Below are 24,699 nucleotides of genomic sequence, written 5' to 3' on the forward strand. Positions count from 1 at the left end.
ATACCTCATTTCTTATCAGTATTTTAGCATAATAATTGGACAAACATGCTATAATATGGGTATTTAGTGACATTTTAAAGAAAGAGAGTAACTAATTATGAGTAGCGACCCTGCTGCGGAAAATTTATTTAATCGTTTAAAAAATAGATTTTCAGGTGATAAGGCCGAGGGAAATCGTGAGCATTTAATAAAAGAAATTGAATCCCTACATAATAATCACCAAATTAATGATACAGAGTACTTAATGTTAGAAGGTATTCTTAATTTTCAAGGAAAGACGGTTCGGGAAGTGATGGTGCCCCGAACTGATGCCTTTATGATTGATGATGCAATCAGTTTTCAGGATAATTTAGATGAAATTTTACATCAGCCATATTCTAGAATTCCTGTTTATCATAAAGATAAAGACAAGATAATTGGAATAATTCATATTAGAACAGTCTTGAGAAAGGCAAGAGAAAAAGGCTTTGAAAATATTGATTATGACGATGTAATCAATGAACCTCTCTTTGCTCCCGAAACAGCAGATTTAGGTGAATTACTTGTTGAAATGCAACAGACTCAGCGTCAAATTGCAATTTTACTTGATGAATTTGGTGGGGTAGTTGGTATTGCTACAATTGAGGATTTAATCGAAGAAATTGTTGGTGATATTGATGATGAGGTTGATCGTGCAGAAGTCTTGTTTAATCAATTAGCACCAAATAAATATGTCATTTATGGAAAAATGCCATTAGATGATTTTAACGAACAATTTGAAACTAATATCACAATAGAAGACGTCGATACAGTTGCGGGATATGTCATTACTAAATTAGGGGTTATTCCCGCTAAGGGTGAAAAGCTCAAAGTTAAGTTAGATAATGGAATGACATTAACAACTGGTAGAATGAAAGGTTCTAGATTGTTAACTGTTATTTTGGACATTCCAGAAAAGCTAGAAAAGGAAGAAGCAATAGAAGATTAATGGATAAGAAATTACTAGATAAAGTAAAACTAGAAGAACATTTGCAATTATTTCTCACCCTGATGCAGGTAAAACAACCATTACAGAACAATTATTGTTATTTGGTGGGGTAATTAGACAAGCTGGTACAGTTAAAGCTAGAAAGACTGGAAATTACGCAACTTCCGACTGGATGGAAATTGAAAAACAACGTGGTATTTCGGTTACTAGTTCGGTTATGCAATTTGAATACAAAGGTAAAAGAATTAATATCCTGGATACACCAGGACACCAGGATTTCTCTGAAGATACTTACCGTACTTTAATGGCAGTGGACGCAGCCGTAATGGTGATTGACTCTGCTAAAGGTATCGAACCACAGACTAAGAAGCTTTTCAAAGTTGTTAAGCAACGTGGCATTCCAATTTTTACCTTTATGAACAAGTTGGATCGCGATGGACGTCCACCACTTGATTTGATTGCTGAAATCGAAGATTTACTCGGTATTGAGGGAGTAGCAATGAATTGGCCTATTGGTTCAGGTCAAACTTTAAAAGGACTCTACGATATTGCTAACAACCGTGTAGAGCTTTATCATAAAGATTCTGATGATCGTTTCATTCCACTTGATGAAAATGGTAAGTTACCTGATAGTAATGAATTAAGCCACGATCCACAATTTGAAGAAACTTTAGATGAAATTGAATTGGTAAAAGAAGCTGGTAATAAATTCGATCTTGATAAGATTGCTTTAGGTGATCAAACTCCAGTATTTTTCGGTTCGGCTTTAACTAATTTTGGTGTGGAAACTTTCTTAAACAGCTTCGTTGATTTAGCTCCGTCTCCAGAAAGCCATACAGTTAATGATGATGAAGAACTTTCTCCTGAAGATCCAGAATTTTCAGGATTTGTCTTTAAGATTCAAGCTAATATGAACCCACATCACCGCGATCGAATTGCATTTGTTCGAGTAGGTAGTGGTGAATTTAAAAAGGGCTTAGATGTTACCTTAGCTAGAACAGGTAAGCAAGTTCGTTTAAATAATGCAACTGAATTTATGTCTAGTGAACGTGTGCAAGTTAGTGATGCAGTAGCAGGAGATATTGTTGGTCTTTATGATACTGGTAATTTCCAAATTGGTGACAGTATCTATTCAGGTAAGCGCAAGATTGTTTATCCAGCTTTGCCAGAATTTACTCCTGAATTGTTTATGCGTGTTACAGCTAAGAATGTTATGAAGCAAAAATCATTCCACAAGGGAATGAATCAATTGGTTCAAGAAGGGGCTATTCAGTTATACCGTAATTACCAAACTGATGAATATATTTTGGGTGCGGTTGGTCAACTTCAATTTGAAGTTTTCAAATTTAGAATGCAAAATGAATATAATTCTGAAGTAGAAATGAGTAGTATTGGACATCGTGTGGCACGTTGGATTGATCCTGACCAATTGGATCCTTCAATGTCGAATTCACGTAACTTACTTGTTAAAGACCGTTACGGCAATCCATTATTCTTATTCGAAAATGCCTTTGCCGAAAGATTCTTCCATGATAAATATCCGGATGTTAAATTAACTGAAAAATTATAAAGAAAAAGCCTAGGCAAGAAACCTAGGCTTTTTAATTTACTTATCAATATGGATTTCAACTACGTGGCGACTTTTATCTACAGTCAAAGTGTAAGTTGTATCAGTATTTTTAACTAATCGTTTAATAACAAATTCAACTTCATCTTCGCGGATTCGACGATCATGATTTTCAAGCGCAATTCCAATTGCCGTTTTACTTTCAGTGTAAATTACAGAAGTATTTCCGAGAGAATACACTTTAACATAGTTTACATCAGTAGTGTTAAGCTGGCTTTCAACCAATCTAGAATAGCTATTAGTTACATCAATTAAATGCATGTATTTCACCCATTTCTTTTACTATTACCTTTATTCTTAGTATAACCTAAATTGGATTATTTTTAACAATAATATAAAAAAAGAGGAATTTTAAATTCCTCTTTTTATTCTAATCAATTACTTGTCTTGATCATTAATAGTAATTTTATTATCGACCAAATCTGCAAGTAAATTCTTACTTGTTGGATGATCAAGTTTAAAGTCAGCAACTTTATCTTCAATTTCTTCTTGAATAGTTCTTCTAAGTGGACGAGCACCCATAGCTGGATTGAAACCTTCATCAACAAGTTTTTCTTTAGCAGGTTCAGTGACTTCGATATGTAAGCCTTGATCCTTAACCATTTCGTTAGTATTGTCTAACATCAAGTTAACAATCTTAATCAAGTCATCTTTGGTTAATTCATTGAATTCAATTACGTCATCAAGACGGTTTAAGAATTCAGGCTTAAAGAATTGAGTCATTGAATTACGAGCTGAATCTATTTCTTCATCACTGTTTTCTGCAGCAAATCCAACACTAGCATTTTTAATACCTTGACCCGCATTTGAAGTCATAATGATGATTGTATCCTTGAATGAAACAGTTCTGCCTTGAGAATCAGTAAGGCGACCATCGTCAAGAATTTGTAAGAACAAGTTCATAACGTCAGGGTGAGCCTTTTCAATTTCATCAAGCAAGATAAGACTGTATGGATTATGACGAACTCTTTCAGTTAATTGACCAGCTTCTTCATAACCAACGTAACCAGGAGCTGAACCAATTAATTTTGAAACAGAATATTGTTCCATATATTCTGACATGTCGAAACGTATCATTGCATCGCTTGAACCAAACATTTGCTTAGCTAATTGTTTAGCAAGTTCAGTCTTACCAACACCGGTAGGACCAACGAAGAGGAAGGATCCGATTGGTCGACCAGATTTGTTAAAACCAATTCGATTACGACGAATAGCACGAGCAACCTTGTTTACGGCCTTATCTTGACCGATAACTTTACCTTCAAGATCTGATGCTAGGTTTTGTAATTGAGTTTCTTCTTGCTTTTGAATATCGCCGACAGGGATATTAGTCTTTTCTTCGACGATCTTATTCATGATCTTATCAGTGATTGTTGGGGCCTTATCAGGATCAACATTTTGATCTTTCATCTTATCGTATTTTTCGATTTGATCACGATAATATGCAGCCTTCTCATAGTCTTCGTTCTTTAAAGCATCTTGTTTAAGTTGTTGAGCAGCATTGATTCTTTCTTGCATCTTTTCCTTATCAATGTAAGGAATAGTCAAGTTCATTCTAGAACCAGCTTCATCAAGTAAATCGATAGCCTTATCTGGCAAGAAACGATCTTGAATATAGCGAGCCGATAATTTAGCAGCAGCTTCCATGGCCTCATCAGTATATTTTACATGGTGGTAATCTTCGTAACGTTTTTGAATACCTCGTAAAATCTTGATTGTTTCGTCAATTGAAGGTTCTTTAACTTCAACTGGTTGGAAACGTCTTGCTAAAGCAGAATCCTTTTCAATTTCACGATATTCCTTGATAGTAGTAGCACCGACTAATTGAAGTTCGCCACGAGCAAGGGCAGGTTTTATAATATTTCCTGCATCCATTCCGCCTTCAGCATTACCGGCCCCAACAATTTCGTGGATTTCATCAATGAAAAGAATAATATCATTTCTTGATTGAAGTTCACGAATTAATTGTTCCATTCTTTGTTCAAATTGACCACGAATTCCAGTACCTTGAACAAGTGAAACTACATTTAATGAAATAATTCGTTTATCTTGTAATTTAGCAGGGACAGAACCATCAACGATTTGTTGAGCCAATCCTTCAACAACCGCAGTTTTACCAACTCCGGCTTCACCGATTAAAACAGGATTGTTTTTAGTTCGTCTATTTAAAATTTCAATTACACGTGCAATTTCTTGATCGCGACCGATTACAGGATCGATTTTGCCCTTTTTGGCAAGCTCAGTTAAATCTGTACCATATTGATCAAGAAGTGATCGTCCACCTTGACCACCATTTCCATTGCCTCCACCCATTTGCATTTCTGGGCCTTGAGGACCTTGATTATAATTATTAGCAGAGTTTTGATTATTGCTATTCAAAGCGTTAAATAAATCATCAAAATCTCCAAAAAATTCATTATTATTCATATTTTTACCTTGATTTCGTAACTCTTGATAACAGTGTTGACATAAGTCAACTTCACGACTTTCGCCATTAACTTTAGTGTATAAATGAATAGACGCTGGTCGTTCACGACAGTTTTGACAAAGCAATTTATTACCGCCTTTCAGTTTGAGTTTATACAAATTGTATGTTTAGCACTCACTAAAGTCAAGTGCTAAACACCAAAAATGCTTATTTTTTGTAAGAAAAATTATTATCTTTATATTTTCTTATAAAATAGGGAAAAAGATAAATTTTAATAAAAAATATAGTAATATGAACTTGTTGAAAATATAGATTATAAGTAGGAAACGAGGAAAAATGGACTATCAAAAGATTCTAGATCAATTAGCCGATGGAGAACTAAAGGAATACGAAGTTGAGGCAAAAAGTGCCTTCGAATTCCAAAAAGCTTTAAGAAATTATGGCCGGCGTCAGAGTATTAGTGGACGTGCAAAAAGCGGCGGTAATATCGTGTACTATAATGTAAATGGCGCAGATTAAATGATGTAAACTGTTACATTTGTGTTGTATATTTTATAAAAAAATGATAATCTATTATCCGAATAGGTATTTTGATACCAGTTTAATTTTTCGAAAATAAAAGGAGATATTCAAAATGGAAAAACGCGATTTTCATATTATTGCAGAAACAGGTATTCACGCACGCCCAGCTACTTTGTTAGTTCAAGCTGCTTCAAAGTTTGGTTCAGACATTAACTTGGAATACAATGGTAAGTCTGTAAACTTGAAGTCAATTATGGGTGTTATGTCACTTGGTGTTGGTCAAAACGCAGATGTTACTATCACTGCAGATGGTGATGACGAAAAAGACGCATTAGACGCAATTGCTGACACTATGAAAAAAGAAGGTTTAGCTGAATAATGACCAAGACTTTAAAAGGAATCGCAGCTAGTGACGGTATTGCCGTAGCACCAGCCTATCTTCTTGTAGAGCCTGATCTTTCATTCAATAAGACATCAATCGATGATGTTGAAGCAGAAGTAAGTCGTTACGAAAAGGCTGTAGCCGATTCAACTAGTGAAGTGGAAAATATTCGTGATATTGCTAAGAAGAGCTTGGGTGAAGAAGAATCTCAAGTTTTTGATGCACACCTCATGATTTTAAATGACCCAGAATTCACTGGTGCTATTGGTGAACAAATCAAGAATTCAAAAATTAATGCAGAAGCAGCTCTTGATGAAACTGCTAAAAACTTCATTTCAATTTTTGAAGGTATGACTGATAATCCTTACATGCAAGAACGTGCTGCCGATGTACGTGATGTTTCAAAACGTATTATGGCTCACCTTCTTGGTAAGAAATTACCTAACCCAGCTTCAATTGATCACGAAGTTGTTGTTGTAGCACACGACTTGACTCCAAGTGATACTGCTCAACTAAACAAGAAATACGTTAAGGGCTTTGTTACAGATATTGGTGGTCGTACTGCTCACTCAGCAATTATGGCTCGTTCATTAGAATTACCTGCAGTAGTTGGTACTGATTCAGTTACCAAGGATGTTCAAGATGGACAAAACATGATCGTTGATGGCTTAGATGGTGATGTAATCATTGAACCATCTGAAGACCAAGTAAGGGAATACAAAGAAAAAGGCGAAGCTTTCCTTAAGCAAAAGGCTGAATGGCAAAAGTTAAAGGACGAACCTTCTGTAACTGCTGATGGTAAGAAATTTATCATTGCAGCTAACATCGGTACTCCAAATGACATGCCAGGTGTTCATGAAAATGGTGCTGAAGCTATTGGTTTGTACAGAACTGAATTCTTATACATGGATTCATCTGACTTCCCAACAGAAGATGCTCAATTTGATGCATACAAGTCCGTTATCGAAGGTATGAATGGTAAGCAAACTATCATTAGAACTATGGATATCGGTGGTGATAAGCACCTTGATTACTGGGATTTACCAGAAGAAATGAACCCATTCCTCGGTGTTCGTGCAATTAGATTGTCACTTCAAAATGAAGAAATTTTCCGTACTCAATTAAGAGCATTGCTTCGTGCTTCTGCTTATGGCCCATTAGGAATTATGTTCCCAATGATTGGTACTTTAGGCGAATTACGTAAGGCTAAATCTATCTTAAATGATGAAAAGGCTAAGTTAATTGATAAGGGTGTTAAGGTCGGAGACGACTTACAAGTCGGTATGATGATCGAAGTTCCTGCTGCTGCTGTATTGGCAGATCAATTTGCTAAGGAAGTAGACTTCTTCTCAATCGGTACCAATGACCTTATTCAATATACTTTGGCCGCTGATCGTGGAAATGATAGTCTTTCATACTTATACCAACCATATAACCCATCGGTTTTACGTTTAATTAAGCATACAATTGATGGTGCCCATGAAAATGGTATCTGGGTAGGTATGTGTGGTGAAGCTGCCGGTGATAGCACCATGTTCCCAATCTTGCTTTCAATGGGACTTGATGAATACTCAATGAGTGCAACTTCAATTCTTCGTATCAGAAGCTTGATGAAGAAGCTTAACACAGAAGATCTTAAGGAATTGGCTAACCAAGCATGTTTCGTTTCTGAAACAGCTGAAGACAATGAAAAGTTAGTTAATGACTTGATTGAAAAGCTTACAAAATAATAAAAATACAACTTGGTATGTACCAAGTTGTATTTTTTTATTAGTAGCTTATTATAAGATAAATATTCATGATTTCTTCACATTTAAGAGTTACAATATAGGTATCAACTTAAGATGTATAGCAGAGTTACTTATAAATATTTTGATAGTGGGCATGGTATACTTATTCAGTTGAAAGTTTTATTGTTTATTTTAGAGGAGCGTGATTATATGGTAGATTTATACGTGTCTCCTAGCTGTACCTCATGCCGCAAGGCAAAAGCTTGGCTTGAAAAACATGGTATTGAATATAAAGAAAGAAATATCATGTCCGAACCTTTGACAAAAGAAGAAATTTTACAAATTCTTCGTATGACAGAAAACGGTACTGAAGAGATTATTTCAACTCGTTCAAGAGCTTTTCAAGAATTGAAGATAAGTCTAGATGATTTATCAATTGATCGGTTACTTGATTTAGTAGAAAAAAATCCTAGCTTATTAAGAAGACCTATTATTATGGATGATCGTCGACTTCAAGTTGGTTATAATGAAGATGAAATTCGTCGATTCTTGCCACGTAGGGTTCGTCGTTTAGAGCTAGAACAAGCACAGAAGATGGTATTTTAATAGACAATAAGTCGATAAAAGCGCTAGTTCACAAGCTAACGCTTTTATTTTATTTAAAATTAAGAATACTTTGGTATACTATGTTAGTAAGAAATTTATGGAGGTGAAAATATGGAAATTAATCGCATTGATCAGAACACTATTCGTGTTCGTCTTTCTCGAGATGAACTTGAGGAACGTGGAATAGATGGTTTAGATATGTTAAGTGACCGTAATAAAATCCAAGATTTCTTTTATTCGATTTTAAGTGAAATTGATAGCGATCATGATTTTGCTCAAAATGAACCGATTTCTTTTCAGGTTATGCCCAATAATGGTGGCTTAGATTTATTAATCAGTAAGTCTAAAGACGGCGGCATTGGTAGCCTTCAAAAGATACTACAGGGGGATAAGGCTGAAAAAAATAATCATGCTGATGATGTACCAGATGAATTTTATGATTTATTAGATGATTCAAAGGAGAAGTCTGCCTCTGATAACTTTACTCAATTAGGTAATAGAAATGATCGACTTTCAAGAATTCAAGATGAAGCAGATAAAAATGATAAGAACTATCATCGTGCATATCTCTTTAATGATTTAAGTGAAGTGATTGAACTTGTAGATAATTTACAAGCAGCTGATATTGCTTCAAGTTTGTATTATAAAAATGGAAGTTATTTCTTAGAGTTGGCATTTTTAAATGAAGATTACTCTGAATTAAGTCCTAATGATGCATGGGCGATTGCTAATGAATATGGGATAAAAATCTCAGATCAGCATATTAATATGATTAAGGAGATTGGTGATTGTATTTTTAGACAAGATGCCTTAGGAAATATTCGCCACTACTTTCTCAATGTAAACAGAATTTAAAAATAATATTTAAGACTTTTTAAAGTTTGAAAAAAGCAGAAATTTTTCTGCTTTTTTTTCGTATTTAAACATGGGTGAGAAAATGTATGCAGCCATGTTAAATAATAAATTAGTCCTTGCAATTGAAGAAGAACAGATTATTAATTTGGGTAATAAAAAGATTAATTCGGAAAGGTACATTTGTCCACATTGTCAAAAAAGAGTCGTATTAGTTATTTCAGAAAAAAAGCAAGCTTTTTTTAAACATGTAACAAAGATTGATAACTTGCAAGGTGAAAAAGATGAGCATCGTACAAGTAAGTCACTTCTGAAGTCTGCCTTTACAGCAGCGGGATTTAATGCAAGAATGGAAGTTCCATTGCTTGAAGGACAACTGCGAGCAGATGTATTAGTATCAGATAAATTGTCCTTAGAGGTTCAATGTGCACCATTAAGCGACAAGGAGTATCAGCATCGCCATAAATTATATTTAGATGCAGGAATTTTAGATTTATGGATTGTAGGTAAAAGACATTATTTGAAAAAAAGGCTAAAAAAAACACAACTGATTTTCTTTCGGGAAAACCAGTTGTGGGGTCTTTATTATCTTGAAATAGATCCTTTTCATGAATATCTTCGTTTAAAGTATAATATAATGCTTGAACCTGTGACTTCGAATTTAAAATATCAAACTAAAATTTTTAAATTAGATGAAGTTGGAATTCGCAAGTTATGGAAGTTTAAACCTTATAAAAAGAAATATACTTTAAAACCTAAAAAGCAAAAAACTTACATTCATAAACAAATTTTACAAAAGACTAATTTAGGATTAAAAATTGCAGAGCAGTTGTACAAACACCATTTAACCCTTGATCAAATACCTGACCAAGTTTTTGAAAAATGGCGTAAGCCAACAGAAAAAAATAAGTTACTGCAATATTTAGATGAACTAAATTAATCGTAAATTATTATTAGTAAAGAAATCATTTAAGTTACTTGAAACTGCTTCAGTCTTTTTAAGACTAGGGGTTAAAAGTGTATCTAGAGTAGCTTGACTAACTATACCTTCTAATAAGACACCGCTATCGTCATCTTCGTTAAAGATGATAGTAGTTGGTGTTTTTTGAATTTGATAATCGTCAGCTAACTTTTGGTCTAACTTGATTGAACTTTGAACATAATCAGTTTTACTTAATGAAATGATTGATTCAAAGTTTAAACTCAGCCCTTCTAGAATTTCTTTAACTAATTCAATTGAAAAACATGAATTATCAATGTTCATCTTCTTTTGTAATTCGAATAGAAATTGTCTGGCTTTTTTATTACCATTTGATAGTTTAATCGCATGGTAAATTTCTAAAGCCTGATTGGCAGCCAAAGTGTAATATGAAACTCCGGATGTCTTTTGCTCTGATTTTCTACGACGAATGATATCATCCTTAACAATTTTCATATTAGTTATTGGCACGAATTGGAATCGTGCATCAATATGTAATCGCTCAATTGTGTCATTAATCTTCTTTTCGATATCATAACAATAGATACCAGTAGGATTGATAAAAAGAAAAATCTCAAACATAACTCTAACTCCTATATCATTTATCTCATAGATACTTTAACAAGAAATAAATCAAGAAACAAAGAATATGTTTCGTTTTCTGTACAAAAAAAGTTTTTACAACTAAATTGATTGCTTACGATGTTTCAAAGCACGCGAAATCTTATTTTTATTAGTATTCTCATTATTTTGTTTAAAAGAAAAATCGCGTTCCAGTTGTAAGAGAATCTTGTTGATTAGCTCCGGATTTGTATTTTCGATTTCAAGTTCAAAATCTTTGTATCCGTCAGGGTATACCGTAGTATCTAGAGTTAATTCGCAATTTTCGGGTCCATTCAACAAAATACGATTAGTTTTACTCCAAGCAAAAAGCCGTAACTTGCCTTCTATACCTGGAAAATTATCTTCTAAGTATTTGTCAATGTTACTGCCTACCGTTATTCTAGCACCATTTTGGGCATTTGTAACAAGATTTATAGCATTTTTTTTGCTTAACTTGTCATTTATTTCAATCACTTCATGAAAATTAGCTTGTAGTGGGTTTTTATCAGGTACTTTCATGGTTTGTTCAGCGCGATCATCATAAATTCTAATTCGTAAAGCAACTTTGTTTCTTCTTAGTTCCCAATCCTTCGTATCAAAGTAGTAATTTTCTTGATTAAAATCACTTTTGACAGGAAATGCTTTGCAAATGTTCTGATAGACAGATTCACTTAACAATGTTTTTGCTTCAATTTCACGATTTTTTGACAATTAAGGTCACTCCAATCTTTCTTATCTAATTATATGGTAAAATCAACTTGGTTTATAGAGAAAGGGATTTTTTTATGAATATCGATTGGGATAACTTCTTATGGCCTTATACTGAGGCCGTCCGTGAATTAAAAATAAAATTTCGCTCTTTTAGACAAAGTTTTTTGGCTAATGGAGAACATTCTCCAATTGAATTTGTTATTGGTCGAGTAAAGACAGTGGATTCAATTAAAGAGAAGATGACCAGAAGAGTAATTAGTCCTGATGTTATTGAAACAGATATGCAGGATATTGCAGGAATCAGAATTGTTACGCAGTTTGTTGATGATATTTATAAAGTTGTAGATTTAATCCATGAGCGTGATGATATGGAAGTTGTGGAAGAGCGCGATTATATAAAAAACGCAAAACCATCGGGCTATCGTTCTTATCACATGGTTATATCTTATACAGTCTATCTACCAGAAGGTGCCAAGAAATTAATTGCAGAAATTCAGATCCGCACAATGGCAATGAACTTTTGGGCTACTGTTGAACATACTCTTAACTATAAATATCAGGGTGAATATCCTGAAGATATTTCTGAACGGTTAAAGACAACTGCAGAAGCCGCATATCACTTAGATGAGGAAATGTCTTCAATTAAGGATGAAGTGCAAGAAGCACAGAAGATTTTTACAAGAAATAAAGGCAAGGAAAAATCATGAGAATCGCAGTTGCGCATAACAATAACGATGAAACGCTTAAAGTGGTTGCTGATTTAAAGGCTATACTTAAAAAAAAGAATGTTACTTACGATGAAAAATATCCTGATGTCGTAATAACTGTTGGTGGAGATGGAACTTTAATTAATGCTTTTCACCGATATATTCATCAAGTCGATTCGATTAGATTTATCGGTGTACACACCGGACATCTAGGATTTTATACTGATTGGCGAAGTTATGATATTGAAAAAATGGTTGATGCATTAATTTTGCGGAAACCAGAATCAGCTACGTATCCTCTTCTTGAGGTGACGATGATTACAGAGTCAGGAGAAGAAAGGCATTATTTAGCCTTAAATGAATCAGCAGTGAAACGGGTATCGCATACGCTTGAAGCGAAAGTTTATATTAATGACCAATTATTTGAAAACTTTAGAGGTGATGGACTATGTGTTTCAACGCCCACAGGTTCAACTGCTTATAGTAAATCACTAGGTGGCGCAGTTATTCATCCCCGTTTAAAAGCTTTACAAATGACTGAAATTGCTTCAATTAATAATCGTGTATTTAGAACTTTAGCTGCACCGATTGTAATTGCACCAGATCAATGGATTACGGTAGTTCCAAATACAGATCATTTTGTTATGACTGTTGATGGTGAAAGATTAAATGTGCGCAATGCAAAAAAGATTGTTTATCGAATTTCTAAGCACTCGATTCAATTCGATCGTTTTGGTCATCATCATTTTTGGTCTAGAGTACAAACAGCATTTATAGGTGATCAAGAAGAATGACATTATTTAAAATGGTAGTAAAGCAAAAGGATCCCAAAAAATTAGGATCTTTTTTGTTACATCAAGGTTTCTCGAAACAGGCGATAACCAAATCAAAAAATAGTAACGGTCAGATTTTTGTTAATCATAAAAGAAGATACACTAGTTTTAAATTAGCAATTGGGGATGAGGTAATATTTTTAACTGGGGAGGAAAAGAAAAATCCATGGCTTAAACCATCTAATAATAAACTGGATATTGTTTTGGAAAATAAGAATTATCTGGTTGTTAATAAGTCAGCTGGTGTATTAACTATTCCTTCTAGGTATGAGGACGACGATGCAGTGGTTAATAGGGCATTAGGTTATTTTGCTCAAAAGGGCGAATTAGACTTGAAACCTCACGTCGTTACTCGCCTAGATCGAAATACTTCAGGGCTAGTGTTAGTTGGAAAAAATGCAGTTGCACATGCTCGTTTTAGTAAATTAAGTAAGCATGATTTTATCAAAAAATACCACGCAATAGTCCATGGTAACTTTAATGAAAATGAATTAATTGGCCTAATTGATGCACCAATTGGAAAAGAGGGGACAGGTGTTAAGCGTTGTGTACTAGCTTCAGGTCAAAGATCTCAAACTGAATATAAAGTTTTAGACCAAGTTCCAGGTGCAAGTTTAGTAGAGTTAAGACTTTTAACGGGTAGAACGCATCAGATTAGAGTTCATATGACCTACTTAGGCCACGTTTTATATGGTGATAAATTATACGGAGCAGAAGATAAGTTCAATAGACAGGCATTAAATTGCTACTATTTAAGCTTTCCAGATCCATTTACTAATGAAAATGAGACTTTGTCTATTGAAGATCCAAAAGATATGATTAATTTATGGAGCAAGCTAAGTAAATAGCTTGCTCTTTTTATAAGAGAATTGATACTTAATTGACAATTGAATTAATTGATAATTGAAACCGCTTTTACTACAATAGACAATAGAAGATCTTAATACTTTACTTATACAGAAAAGAGGATCACTATGTATTATTCAAATGGTAACTATGAGGCTTTTGCAGATACTAAAAAGGCCGAAGGTGTAGATCATAAGTCTGCATATATTATTGGTAGTGGCTTGGCTGGACTTGCTAGTGCAGTTTTCTTAATTCGTGATGCAAAAATGAAGGGTGAGAAAATTCATATCTTGGAGGAATTGTCAGTGGCTGGTGGTTCACTTGATGGAACTGATCGTCCCGATGCTGGATTTGTAGTTCGTGGTGGACGTGAAATGGAAAACCACTTCGAATGTCTCTGGGATATGTATCGGTCAATTCCAAGTTTGGAAGTTCCAGGAGCCTCATATCTAGATGAATATTACTGGTTAGATAAAGAAGATCCTAATTCATCAAATTGTCGTTTGATTCATGATCGCGGTAAACGTTTGCCAACTGATGGCCAATACGGTTTAGGTAAATGTGCAAATGAAATTGTTAAATTAGTTATGACTCCAGAAAGTGAAATTGAGGGACAAACAATCGAAGATTTCTTTAGTGAAGATTTCTTTGAAACTAATTTCTGGATCTATTGGAGTACTATGTTTGCCTTTGAAAAGTGGCATTCACTTGCTGAAATGCGTCGGTACTGTATGAGATTTATTCATCATATTGATGGTTTACCTGACTTTACAGCACTTAAATTTAATAAATACAATCAATATGAATCAATGGTTAAACCAGTTTTAGCTTACTTAAATGATCATCATGTCGATATCCAATATAATGTACACATTGATAATATTTTAGTAGATCATGATGGTAAAAAGAAAATTGCTAGAAAGATTGTGATGACTAAAGATGGTAAACAAAGCGATATCGATTTAACTAAAGATGATCTTGTTTTTGTCACTAATGGTTCAATCACTGAATCATCTACTTATGGTGATCAAAATACTCCTGCTCCAATTACTCATGCAAAAGGTAGTTCTTGGAAATTATGGGAAAATATGGCCAAGCAAGATCCAGATTTTGGTCATCCAGATGTTTTCTGTGAGAATATTCCAGAACGTAGTTGGTTTGTTTCAGCCACTACAACCATGAAAACTAAAAAACTTGCACCATATTTTGAAAAGCTTACTAAGCGAAGTCTTTATGATGGACGTGTAAATACTGGTGGAATTATTACAGTAACTGATTCAAATTGGGGATTAAGCTTTACTATTCACCGTCAGCCACACTTTAAGAGTCAAAAGCCAAATGAAATTGTTATTTGGATCTATGCACTCTACTCAGATACAGAAGGTAATTACATCCATAAGAAGGTTACTGAATGTACTGGTAAAGAAATTTGTGAAGAACTTTTGTATCACCTTGGTGTACCAATGGATGAAATCTCTGAAGATGCTAGCGAGGAAAATATGAACACTGTACCTGTTTATATGCCATATATCACTAGTTACTTCATGGTTCGTCGTGATGGTGATCGTCCAGCGGTTGTACCAAAGGGATCAGAAAACTTAGCCTTTATTGGAAACTTCGCCGAAAGTCCAACACGTGATACTGTCTTTACAACTGAGTATTCAGTTAGAACGGCTATGGAGGCTGTATATACTTTACTCAATGTTGATCGCGGTGTTCCTGAAGTCTTTGATTCAATTTTTGATCTTCGCCAATTATTAAGAGCAATGTATTACATGTCAGATAAGAAGAAGCTAGTCGATCAAGAAATGTCACTTCCTGAAAAATTGGCTGTTAAAGCTGGAATGAAGAAGATTAAACGAACTTGGGTTGCTCAATTATTGAAAGAAGCAAACTTGTTATAAAACTGCTTAAAAAGCCTGAATTATTTTGGTTATGATAAGCCTTATGAAAAGATTGTTTTAATTTCAACTGATCAAAGAAAGACTTTTAATTTTAATCATGAATTCAAAGTTTACGAAGAAAAATAAAAAAGATTTAGGAATTTTCCTAAATCTTTTTTACGTGCTTTTTAATCTTATGTAGAACAATCAGTGCCAAGATTGCAATTATTGCAATAACAAGGAAACCTGCGACTGAAGCGAAGATTCTTTTGAGATTGAAATGTAAAATCGAGTCACCACCGTAAGCATATAAAAACGCCATGGGAATAACACCGATAGTAATTGGAATTATTCTTTTCTTAAAAGGTTTGTTAACTAAGTCATTTATGTAGGCTACAGTAGCACTAGGGATGAACGGCAGCATATAGCCGGCAGTTAAACCAAGTTGATGATATTTCTGATCCATAATTAGTTTATAGATTTTACTATGTTCAAACCTTTTTGGATTATATAATTTTTGCAAACCAAAAAGTAAAATTATTTGACCTAAAATACCACTGATCCAGTTAACGATAAATCCGAGGGTAGGTCCATATAAAATTCCGTTTAAAACGCTAGAAATACCATTTGAAAGACCTGGAATTGCAACAGCAATTGTATTAAGGGCAAACAAGAAAATCAAATCTTCTAAGCCATGACTTCGAACCATCTCCACTAAAATTTTTTCATTATGTGGGTCAAAATGAATTAATAATTTTATCTCGGGTAAAAAGCTTAAATATAAATGATAAAGAACTAGAAGACCGATTATTATTCCTAAGATGAACAATAATATTCGAGTAATTCTTTTCATAGGGCCTCCTTTTTTAATTGTGTTATATAATCATTTTACTCTAAGAAAAAAAGTATGGCTACTAGCCATACTCCCTTTGATAAAAATATTAAGCCCTAAAAACTACTCTTGTACCTTCTGGTACTGCAATTTCTTTTTGAATTGGAGTTAAAGAACCCTCTTTAGCATTTCGAGTATATAAAGTAGCATTGTTTGAATTTTGATTTGCCGCAACGACTAACGTTTCATCGTCATTCCAATTAAAATCACGTGGAAATTCACCAAAGGTAGATATTCTTTGAACAAGTGATAAAGTATGATCAGTATTAACAGCAAATACAACAATTGAGTCATTTCCACGGTTTGAAACATAGATGAATTTACCATCATTGCTAATTTTAATTGCTGCGGCACCATTGTGGCTTGTCCAATCTTCTGGAATAGTTGAATAAGTTGCAATATCCTCAAATTTCCAACTATCTTCATTGAATTTAACAACATTGATTTTGCTTGATAATTCTCCGGCTACATAAAAGTAATTTCCATCTTTAGAAAAGACAATGTGGCGATCGCCAAAACCAGGTTCATTTTTGTAACTTGCTAAGTGTTCAAGTTTATTTTTTTGATTTAAGCGATAAAAATCTATAGTATCATTACCTAAGTCACAGCAAACTAAGTTTCCAGCTGGAGTTTCATCAAAGAAGTGAGGGTGAGGTCCATCAACTTGTTCTGGGCGGGGTCCTAAAGTTTTTGCAATATGAGTGACGGAATCAAGCAATGAAATTTTACCTTCTTCAGTATACGAAAATACTGCGATTACACCAGTATGGTAGTTAGCAGTATATAGTAAATGCTTAATGCGGTTAATTCCAATATATGCAGGTGAAGATCCTGGACTTACATAACTATCTATTTTTTTATATTTACCATTTTCAAGTTTAAAGGAGCTAATTCCACCTTCTTTGTCACTAACTTTATCAATTGTAAACAGTAAATCTTTAGTAATCTGAAAATAAGTTGGTCCAGAGACTTGAATAATATTTTTTGCTTCCGCTAAGTGTTCAGTTTGATTCTCTTCGACAAGATTTAAGCTATAGATACCCCTTGAAACGGATTTTGTATAGCCACCAATTAATACTTCCATATGTACCTCCGTTTAATAATTATCTACTTATTATAAAACAAAAACACTTACGGGAAAAAACAAATAGTTTAAGGGCTCCAAATTAGTTAAGCGCTTTATCTTATGCTAAAATTATCGTAGTTCACAGTAAGGAGTTGGAAAATTATGAAATGGATTTCAAATATTGAAAAAATCGGAAAAAAAGCTGTTGATTCTGAAGATGGTATGGTAATCTTATTTGGCGAAGGTGTGAGTAAAGAATTGGCTGACGTATCAATAATTCAAAAATTTGATGCAGATAGTCCAGTTAAAACTTTTGTCTTTAAAAAAGGTGATACTTTGACTGTTGATGGTCAAACTTATGTAGCTAACTATGTAGGCCCAATGGTTGAAAGTAACATGAAAGCTTTGGGACATGCAACTTTATTCTTCAACCGCCCTGTACCTAAGGCTCCTTTGGCTAATGCCATTTACTTTGATCCGGATATTGAACAAGTATTACCTAATTTTAAAGTTAGTGATGATATTATTTATGAGCATATTTAAATTTAAGGAACTTAATGGAAAATAAAAAACGTAAAGCCACTTTATTTGATAAGTGGTTCTTGAATAATCGATTTAGTGTAATATTATTTAATCTCTTGTTGTTTTTCCTAATTATTTGGGTGTTCAACAAGATTTCTTTTGTCTTGAATCCAGCGTGGGTATTTATTAGCGCAATCTTACCTCCAATTATCTTAGCTGGGATTCAATTTTATATTATGAATCCAGTAGTTGACTGGCTTGAAAAAAGGTTTAAAGTGCCAAGAGTGTTGACAATTACATTACTCTTTATTTTTGTAGTTGTAATTTTGATTTGGATTATTAATACGATTATTCCGATTGTCCAAAATCAGATCAATGCTTTGATTGAAAATTGGCCTCATATTTGGAATGATGCGGTTAAGACAACACAAAAGGCTTTAAACGATCCGCGCCTTCAAAGTGTACGCGGTAATATAGATAATATGCTGGGAGATGCGCAAAAGACACTCTTTAAATCAAGTAAAGATACGATTAATACTACAATTGGAAATATTTCATCTGCAGTAAGTATTATTACTATGGTTGGAATGACATTGATGACCGCTCCATTTATATTATTCTTTATGTTAAAAGACGGTCATCAATTGCGACCATTTATTACTAAATTTGCTCCACAACGCTGGCAAAGTGGGCTTAGTGATCTTCTTCATGACATTAATAGTGCGGTTGCTGCTTATGTTAGAGGCCAATTAATCGTTGCTTTTTGGGTTGGAGTTATCTTTTCAATAGGATATAGCGTAATTGGTTTACCGTATGGATATGCCTTAGCGATTTTAGCCGCAGTATTGAATTTAATTCCATACTTTGGTACTTTTATTGCCTTTATTCCAGTTGTTGTAATCGGAATTATGACATCAGTACCAATGCTTATAAAAGTTTTAATTGTTTTTGCAATTGAGCAAACTTTGGAAGGAAGATTAATTAGTCCATTAGTAATGGGCAATAAGTTGGCAATGCACCCGATTACAACAATCTTGCTTTTAATTGGTGCAAGTGCTGTTTGGGGACTTTGGGGCGTTGTATTTGGAATTCCGCTATATGCTTGCTTAAAGATAATAGTTTCTCGAGTTTATAATTATTATCGTCAAGTGTCAGATGTTTTTAACGATGAGAACACAATTTCGAAAAAAACATCTGAAAATAGTGATAAAATGTTAAATACAAATAAATAAAAACGTGGTTTAAGTTAAACCGCGCTTTTTTACTAACAAGGGAGACTTTATGACTAATCACGTAGTTTTATATGAACCATTGATGCCTGCAAATACAGGTAATATTGCTAGAACTTGTGCGGGTACACATACTGTACTTGACTTAATTGAACCATTAGGTTTTCAAATTGATAATAAAAAAATGAAACGTGCAGGATTGGACTATTGGGATAAAGTTGATATTAGAAAGCATGATGATTTAAATTCCTTTTTAAAGACTTTAAAGCCAACCGATGAAATGTATTTAATTTCTAAATTCTCATCGAAGAACTATACTGATATTGATTATACTGATACAAATAGGGACTATTATTTCGTATTCGGTAAAGAAACAACAGGATTACCTGAAACATTTATGAGAGAATATTATGACCGCAACTTGCGGATTCCAATGTCTGATGATATTCGTTGTTATAATTTGTCAAATTCAGTGGCAATGGTATTGCTAGAAGCATTACGTCAGCAAGGTTTTCCAAATATGGAAACAAGTCATCACTATGAAAATGATAAGTTAAAGGACGATTATAATCGTCCTGGACGATACGAACGAAATTTAGGAGGAGAATAAATGGACTTTGAAAAACTAACTCCAGTCATGGTAAGAGCTTTTCACTATGATTTAAATGAAGAATTACAAGTTAAAAATGAAGTGAATGTTGCTTTTAGAAAAGCAGCTCGTCAAAATGAAGACGGTACAACTGATGAAGGTGAAGGCGGAAGTTACTTTGAAGTTTCAGTTGTCTTTGAAGTAGCTCCAAGTCCAGGTGAATTCACCGTTAGTGGTCAAATCAGTCAAATTGTTAAATTGAAGGATTACTATGGAGATGGTCAAGATCTAGATAATAGTGATTACAAACTTTTGAGTAGACCACTAGTAGAATACATTGAAACTTTAACATATGAAGTTACTCAAGTTACATTGGATCAGCCAGTTAACTTGAATTTTGAAGCTAACTTTTAAATTTATTAGGTGATGGTATATGCCTAAAAAAAGTAAAAAGAAAGTGTCCAAAAAAAGTAAAAAGCAAAAAGAACAAGATTTATATTGGGTAACTGCCGGAATTATTCAGATAATTTTAGCAGTTTTTGCTATTACTAGGGTTGGAGCATTAGGTAAACAAATTGCCAATCTGATTAGGGTATTCTTTGGCGACTCTTATATACTTGCAAGTGCGCTTTTAATTATTTTTGGACTGGTAATGGTAATTTATAATCAACCGGCGCATCTGAAAATTAAGAGAATTTTTGGCTTGATTCTATTATTTTTTGGAATTTTGTTGATTCAAAGTCAAATTTATTACTCTCATGAACTGGTTAATAGTGCTTTTATGAATGCTTTTTGGCATGAAATAGTTGGTGAATTTGGTCGTGCCAGTGTCACAGTATCTGTAGGTGGAGGACTAATTGGAGCAATTGGCTTTCAAATACTTTACCCACTTTTAGGAAAGATTGGGATTGATATATTTGCAGTTTTATTGATTCCAATTGGTCTTTTGATGTTTTTCGATGTGAAATATCGTACAGTAGTAAATAAACTCCAATTTATTGGTCAAGGCTTCGTAAATAAGAATAAAGAAGCAGGTAGTAAACTTAAGGACAAATACGGTGAAATCAAAGAAAAACAGCAGGAAAGAAAATTAGAAAGTATCTCTAATCCTGCAGAAAGTACTGAAAGAAGAAAGCATATTTTCCCGAGTGTTATTGACTTTAAAGGAAAAGAAAAACCAGCTGAAAAATCAGATTCTGTAGAAGAATTAGAAGATACAATGCCTGAAGTTGTTACACCGGAGCCAGTAAAAGAAGATCCTGAAGAGAGTGATCCATTTTTCGATAATGCTCCCGAACCTCAAATTCAAATTGCACCTCAATCTGGTAAAAGTCCGGCTGAGTCAGATAGTTTACCAAAGTCACACTCTTACGAAGATGAAGACCGTAAGTTAAAACAAGAACTAGAAAATGTTGATCATGGCGAACTAAAAACTCCTAAGGTCAATCCAACCTATAAGAAACCGCCGTTGACACTTCTTGACCCAATAAAAACTACTGATCAAAGTAGCGATAAAGAATTAATTCAAAAAAATACGCAAACTTTACAATCTACGTTTAAGAGTTTTGGAGTCAAAGTTATTATTAAAAAGGCAATTTTAGGTCCAACAATTACTAGATATGAAGTTCAACCTGCCGTAGGAGTTAAGGTTAGCCGAATTGTAAATTTAGCTGATGATCTTGCTTTAGCACTAGCTGCAAAAGATATCAGAATTGAAGCACCTATTCCGGGAAAACCATATATTGGAATAGAGGTTCCAAATCGAACTACCTCCATGGTATCCTTTAAAGATGTGATGGAACATCAGGATGCAAAAGCCAAAAAAGATCCTTTAGTAGTTCCACTTGGAAAAGATGTTTCTGGCCAAATAATTTCTGCTAATTTGGCTAAAATGCCCCACTTATTGATTGCTGGTTCTACTGGTTCAGGTAAGTCAGTGGCCATTAATACGATTTTAACAAGTATTTTGATGAAGGCTAAGCCTGAAGAAGTTAAATTGGTATTGATTGATCCAAAAATGGTGGAATTATCAGTTTATGGTGGAGTACCACATCTTTTAATTCCAGTGGTAACAGATGCAAAATTGGCCGCAAATGCATTACATAAAGTAGTTAAAGAAATGGAGCGTCGTTATAAGCTTTTTGCTGCAGGCGGTGCTCGTAATATGGCCGAATATAATAAAAAAGTTTTCGAAAATAATCAGGATAAAGAAAAACCTGCAATGGAAACCTTACCGACTATTGTTGTAGTTGTTGATGAACTTAGTGATTTAATGATGGTTGGTGGGCATGATGTTGAAGGTGCAATTGTTCGTTTAGGGCAAATGGCTCGTGCAGCTGGGATCCATATGATTTTAGCAACACAAAGACCGAGTGTAGATGTTATTACTGGTTTGATTAAGGCAAATGTGCCATCAAGAATTTCATTTGCAGTTTCTAGTGGTGTCGACTCAAGAACTATTCTTGACCAAACTGGTGCAGAAAAGCTTTTGGGACGTGGTGATATGCTCTACATGCCAATTGGTGCATCTAAACCTGAACGTATTCAAGGAGCTTATATTGCTTCTGATGAAGTTGAAAAAGTTATTTCCTGGGTAAAACAACAGCAAGAAGCTGAATATGATGAAAATATGATCCCACAAAAAGGTAGCTCAAAATCATCAGAAAATGATGACGAACCTGAAGATGAATTTTATAATCAAGCCGTTAGCTTAGTTAGAAAACAGCAATCTGCCAGCGTTTCTATGCTACAGAGAAGATTTAGAATTGGTTATAATCGAGCTGCCAGAATAGTAGATGAAATGGAAGCAAAAGGAATTGTTGGTCCATCTGAAGGATCTAAACCACGGCAAGTACTATTGCCTCCAGAAAAGGAAGAAAATGATGCTTAATATAAATGTAGCAATTGAAAAGAATGAAAAGTTTACAACAGCCAATCTTGGCTGTTTTTTGCGTTTCCCTTTGACTAAGCACAATTTGGCCTATGCAAGTTTACTAGCTAAAATGCAAATGAATGCAAGTTTGTTTTTTCCAAGAATTAGTAGTCAAGAGACAGCTTTTAAAAATTTATATGATATCCAATTTGAAGTAGTTCCACAATTATTTGGTAAAGAAATTGTATTGTCATATATCGCTAATTTTGTTGAGCCAACAGAACTTTTAGACCCAGATTATAATTATAAAAAAGTTATTTCGATTCTGGAAAAAGTTATTCTTCATCCAAGCTTTAACGATAAACTAATTGAGCTTTCCAAAGAGCAATTGATTTCAGAATATGATGAAATAATGAAGCGACCCGCTACTTTTGCTTTTGATAAGTTCTTTAAAATATGGTATCAAGATGACCCGGATTTTAGTGATAGCTTCATTGGATCAATTGAGGAAATTAAAAGATCCACTTCAAGTTCATTAACTAATTTCTACAAGAATTTGCGAGATGTTCCACTTTCAATAATTGGGATGGCCGAAGATAATAGGCAACTTGAGAATATTATTAAGTCTGGTTTTAAACATGCTGGTCTAATGAAAAAATTTGGGGTTGATGGTATTGCAATTTCTGCTAAAAAACGTGAAATAAGCAAGGTAGATGATCACCATAATCTTCAAGCTCAGTTAATGCTGGGTTATGCATATAATCAAAATATAAAAATTAGTTTTGAAGATCAAATATGTGGATTAGTGTTAGCAGAATATTTAGCAGGTGATCAGTCATCAATTCTGTTTAGAAAAGTTCGAGAAGAACTAGGTGCGGCTTACTCAGTTTCTGCTGATAATTATGCTAATAATAGTTTATTCTTGATTAATGCTGGAATAGAGCCCGCAATGAGTGAAAAAGTTCAGAGAGTAATTAATAACGAGTTGCAAAAAGTAGCGGATGGAGAAATTAATCTTGAATTATTACAATTAGCCAAAAGGAGTCTTATAAATGTTGAAACTGTTAACCGAGATCGGGAAAGTTGGATTTTGGCACAGCTTTTAAGAGAGCATTTATTTGCTAAATATCGGGAATTTGATCGTTTGGCTGCTATTAAGGCAATTGGTCCTGAACAAATTGAATCGTTCGCCAAGAATTTATATTTAAATGAAAGTTATGTTTTAAAATGATTAGACCTCAAATTATTAAAAAAAATTATTCATCTGAATTTGAAGCGAATATTTTATTAAGAAAAAGTTTTAAGCAGAAATTTTTTGGCATTATTATTGACTTTGGAAGCAGTGATCAGCAAAAATTACCAGGATCTGCTCATTTTTTAGAACATAAATTATTTGCTAAAGAAGATGGAGATATTGCTCATAAGTTTGAAGAATTAGGTGCAGATGTTAATGCATATACTTCTTTCAATGAAACAATGTATTATTGTAGCGGTATCAATCATACAAAAAAGTTAATTGATTTACTCTTTGAACTTGTTGGAAAACCATATTTTACTGAAAAAAATGTAAATCAGGAAAAGCCAATCATTCAACAAGAGCTGGCCATGTATCAAGATGAACCGAATTGGGAAATAAATAATGCTTTGATGATTCAAATGTTTGGTGATACTAATTTGGGGATTGATGTTGCTGGTACTAAATCTTCAATTGATGAAATGACTAAAGCAGAACTAATTAGAATATATAAGAAAAAATATATTGCGCCTAATATGAAATTTATTGCTACAGGTGATTTTTCTGACGAGGAAATTGAAGATATCTTTAAGCAAGTTGACAAATTACAATCAAAATA

At 33.8% G+C, this 24,699-nt stretch carries 24 protein-coding genes and 1 pseudogene; 19 read left to right on the top strand and 6 right to left on the bottom strand.

Annotated features, from left to right (window positions below; translation table 11 throughout):
* The first annotated feature begins 97 nt into the window (after nucleotides 1–97).
* Both NFR82_RS06250 and NFR82_RS06255 read left to right on the top strand, forming a co-directional pair.
* Nucleotides 98–967, top strand: coding sequence for a hemolysin family protein (locus NFR82_RS06250; protein ID WP_251717435.1), 870 nt, complete (start codon nucleotides 98–100; stop codon nucleotides 965–967).
* A pseudogene (locus NFR82_RS06255) lies at nucleotides 967–2,537 on the top strand (peptide chain release factor 3). The gene NFR82_RS06250 and the pseudogene NFR82_RS06255 overlap by 1 nt, the downstream one beginning before the upstream one ends.
* 36 nt (nucleotides 2,538–2,573) lie before the next feature.
* Here NFR82_RS06255 and NFR82_RS06260 read toward each other — a convergent pair.
* On the bottom strand, nucleotides 2,574–2,855 hold the full coding sequence (locus tag NFR82_RS06260) for a DUF1827 family protein (RefSeq protein WP_251717436.1): 282 nt from the start codon (nucleotides 2,853–2,855) through the stop codon (nucleotides 2,574–2,576).
* A gap of 117 nt (nucleotides 2,856–2,972) precedes the next feature.
* Complete coding sequence (locus NFR82_RS06265) at nucleotides 2,973–5,147, bottom strand: ATP-dependent Clp protease ATP-binding subunit (RefSeq protein WP_251717437.1); 2,175 nt, start codon at nucleotides 5,145–5,147, stop codon at nucleotides 2,973–2,975.
* Nucleotides 5,148–5,358: 211 nt separating this feature from the next.
* Here NFR82_RS06265 and NFR82_RS06270 point away from each other — a divergent pair, with 211 nt between their 5' ends.
* The 6 genes from NFR82_RS06270 (at nucleotide 5,359) to NFR82_RS06295 (ending at nucleotide 10,054) form a co-directional block, all read left to right on the top strand.
* Nucleotides 5,359–5,541, top strand: a complete 183-nt coding sequence (locus tag NFR82_RS06270; protein WP_251717438.1) for a hypothetical protein — start codon at nucleotides 5,359–5,361, stop codon at nucleotides 5,539–5,541.
* A 115-nt stretch (nucleotides 5,542–5,656) separates the two neighbouring features.
* Complete coding sequence (locus NFR82_RS06275; protein WP_144354944.1) at nucleotides 5,657–5,923, top strand: phosphocarrier protein HPr; 267 nt, start codon at nucleotides 5,657–5,659, stop codon at nucleotides 5,921–5,923.
* Nucleotides 5,923–7,656, top strand: coding sequence for a phosphoenolpyruvate--protein phosphotransferase (gene ptsP, locus NFR82_RS06280; RefSeq protein ID WP_251717439.1), 1,734 nt, complete (start codon nucleotides 5,923–5,925; stop codon nucleotides 7,654–7,656). The genes NFR82_RS06275 and ptsP overlap by 1 nt, the downstream gene beginning before the upstream one ends.
* Before the next feature lie 210 nt (nucleotides 7,657–7,866).
* Nucleotides 7,867–8,262 (top strand): transcriptional regulator Spx, encoded by a 396-nt coding sequence (spx, locus tag NFR82_RS06285; protein ID WP_251717440.1) that lies wholly within the window; start codon nucleotides 7,867–7,869, stop codon nucleotides 8,260–8,262.
* 111 nt (nucleotides 8,263–8,373) lie between these two features.
* Nucleotides 8,374–9,117 (top strand): adaptor protein MecA, encoded by a 744-nt coding sequence (locus NFR82_RS06290; protein WP_251717441.1) that lies wholly within the window; start codon nucleotides 8,374–8,376, stop codon nucleotides 9,115–9,117.
* A gap of 82 nt (nucleotides 9,118–9,199) precedes the next feature.
* The gene (locus tag NFR82_RS06295) at nucleotides 9,200–10,054 is read left to right on the top strand and encodes a competence protein CoiA (RefSeq protein WP_251717442.1); all 855 of its coding nucleotides are present in this window, start codon (nucleotides 9,200–9,202) and stop codon (nucleotides 10,052–10,054) included.
* Here NFR82_RS06295 and NFR82_RS06300 read toward each other — a convergent pair.
* Nucleotides 10,046–10,675, bottom strand: a complete 630-nt coding sequence (locus NFR82_RS06300) for a DsbA family protein (RefSeq protein ID WP_251717443.1) — start codon at nucleotides 10,673–10,675, stop codon at nucleotides 10,046–10,048. The two genes, NFR82_RS06295 and NFR82_RS06300, sit on opposite strands and share 9 nt — an antisense overlap.
* 102 nt (nucleotides 10,676–10,777) lie before the next feature.
* Nucleotides 10,778–11,407 (bottom strand): CYTH domain-containing protein, encoded by a 630-nt coding sequence (locus NFR82_RS06305; RefSeq protein ID WP_251717444.1) that lies wholly within the window; start codon nucleotides 11,405–11,407, stop codon nucleotides 10,778–10,780.
* Between the two features lie 74 nt (nucleotides 11,408–11,481).
* On the opposite strand from NFR82_RS06305, the gene yjbM reads away from it, so the two are divergent.
* From yjbM to NFR82_RS06325, 4 genes are all read left to right on the top strand, one after another.
* Nucleotides 11,482–12,114, top strand: a complete 633-nt coding sequence (gene yjbM / locus NFR82_RS06310) for a GTP diphosphokinase (protein WP_251717445.1) — start codon at nucleotides 11,482–11,484, stop codon at nucleotides 12,112–12,114.
* On the top strand, nucleotides 12,111–12,908 hold the full coding sequence (locus NFR82_RS06315; RefSeq protein ID WP_251717446.1) for an NAD kinase: 798 nt from the start codon (nucleotides 12,111–12,113) through the stop codon (nucleotides 12,906–12,908). Before yjbM ends, NFR82_RS06315 begins: the two co-directional genes overlap by 4 nt.
* Entirely contained in the window at nucleotides 12,905–13,795 is an 891-nt protein-coding gene (locus tag NFR82_RS06320; RefSeq protein WP_251717447.1) for an RluA family pseudouridine synthase, read from the top strand. The genes NFR82_RS06315 and NFR82_RS06320 overlap by 4 nt, the downstream gene beginning before the upstream one ends.
* Before the next feature lie 126 nt (nucleotides 13,796–13,921).
* Nucleotides 13,922–15,697, top strand: coding sequence for an oleate hydratase (locus NFR82_RS06325; RefSeq protein WP_251717448.1), 1,776 nt, complete (start codon nucleotides 13,922–13,924; stop codon nucleotides 15,695–15,697).
* Nucleotides 15,698–15,842: 145 nt separating this feature from the next.
* On the opposite strand, the gene NFR82_RS06330 is transcribed toward NFR82_RS06325, so the two are convergent.
* Together NFR82_RS06330 and NFR82_RS06335 are read right to left on the bottom strand one after the other, a co-directional pair.
* The gene (locus tag NFR82_RS06330; RefSeq protein WP_251717449.1) at nucleotides 15,843–16,529 is read right to left on the bottom strand and encodes a TVP38/TMEM64 family protein; all 687 of its coding nucleotides are present in this window, start codon (nucleotides 16,527–16,529) and stop codon (nucleotides 15,843–15,845) included.
* Nucleotides 16,530–16,617: 88 nt separating this feature from the next.
* Complete coding sequence (locus tag NFR82_RS06335) at nucleotides 16,618–17,652, bottom strand: lactonase family protein (protein WP_251717450.1); 1,035 nt, start codon at nucleotides 17,650–17,652, stop codon at nucleotides 16,618–16,620.
* Between the two features lie 144 nt (nucleotides 17,653–17,796).
* Here NFR82_RS06335 and NFR82_RS06340 point away from each other — a divergent pair, with 144 nt between their 5' ends.
* From NFR82_RS06340 to NFR82_RS06370, 7 genes are all read left to right on the top strand, one after another.
* A complete protein-coding gene (locus NFR82_RS06340) occupies nucleotides 17,797–18,177 on the top strand; it encodes a PTS glucitol/sorbitol transporter subunit IIA (RefSeq protein ID WP_251717451.1) in 381 nt (126 codons plus the stop codon).
* Between the two features lie 14 nt (nucleotides 18,178–18,191).
* Nucleotides 18,192–19,388 (top strand): AI-2E family transporter, encoded by a 1,197-nt coding sequence (locus NFR82_RS06345; RefSeq protein ID WP_251717452.1) that lies wholly within the window; start codon nucleotides 18,192–18,194, stop codon nucleotides 19,386–19,388.
* 49 nt (nucleotides 19,389–19,437) lie between these two features.
* Nucleotides 19,438–19,995, top strand: coding sequence for a tRNA (cytidine(34)-2'-O)-methyltransferase (locus tag NFR82_RS06350; protein ID WP_251717453.1), 558 nt, complete (start codon nucleotides 19,438–19,440; stop codon nucleotides 19,993–19,995).
* Nucleotides 19,996–20,388: a DUF1149 family protein gene (locus NFR82_RS06355; RefSeq protein WP_251717454.1), complete on the top strand. Its 393-nt coding sequence runs from the start codon at nucleotides 19,996–19,998 to the stop codon at nucleotides 20,386–20,388.
* Between the two features lie 19 nt (nucleotides 20,389–20,407).
* Nucleotides 20,408–22,864 carry a DNA translocase FtsK gene (locus NFR82_RS06360; protein WP_251717455.1) on the top strand — a complete coding sequence of 819 codons (2,457 nt, stop codon included), beginning with the start codon at nucleotides 20,408–20,410 and terminating at the stop codon, nucleotides 22,862–22,864.
* The gene (locus NFR82_RS06365; protein WP_251717456.1) at nucleotides 22,854–24,077 is read left to right on the top strand and encodes a M16 family metallopeptidase; all 1,224 of its coding nucleotides are present in this window, start codon (nucleotides 22,854–22,856) and stop codon (nucleotides 24,075–24,077) included. The genes NFR82_RS06360 and NFR82_RS06365 overlap by 11 nt, the downstream gene beginning before the upstream one ends.
* Nucleotides 24,074–24,699 (top strand): M16 family metallopeptidase (locus NFR82_RS06370; protein ID WP_251717457.1); only part of this gene is annotated, 626 nt, incomplete at its 3' end. The genes NFR82_RS06365 and NFR82_RS06370, both read left to right, overlap by 4 nt.

This window comes from Lactobacillus agrestimuris, assembly GCF_943193025.1.
GTDB classification, from domain to species: Bacteria; Bacillota; Bacilli; order Lactobacillales; family Lactobacillaceae; genus Lactobacillus; species Lactobacillus agrestimuris.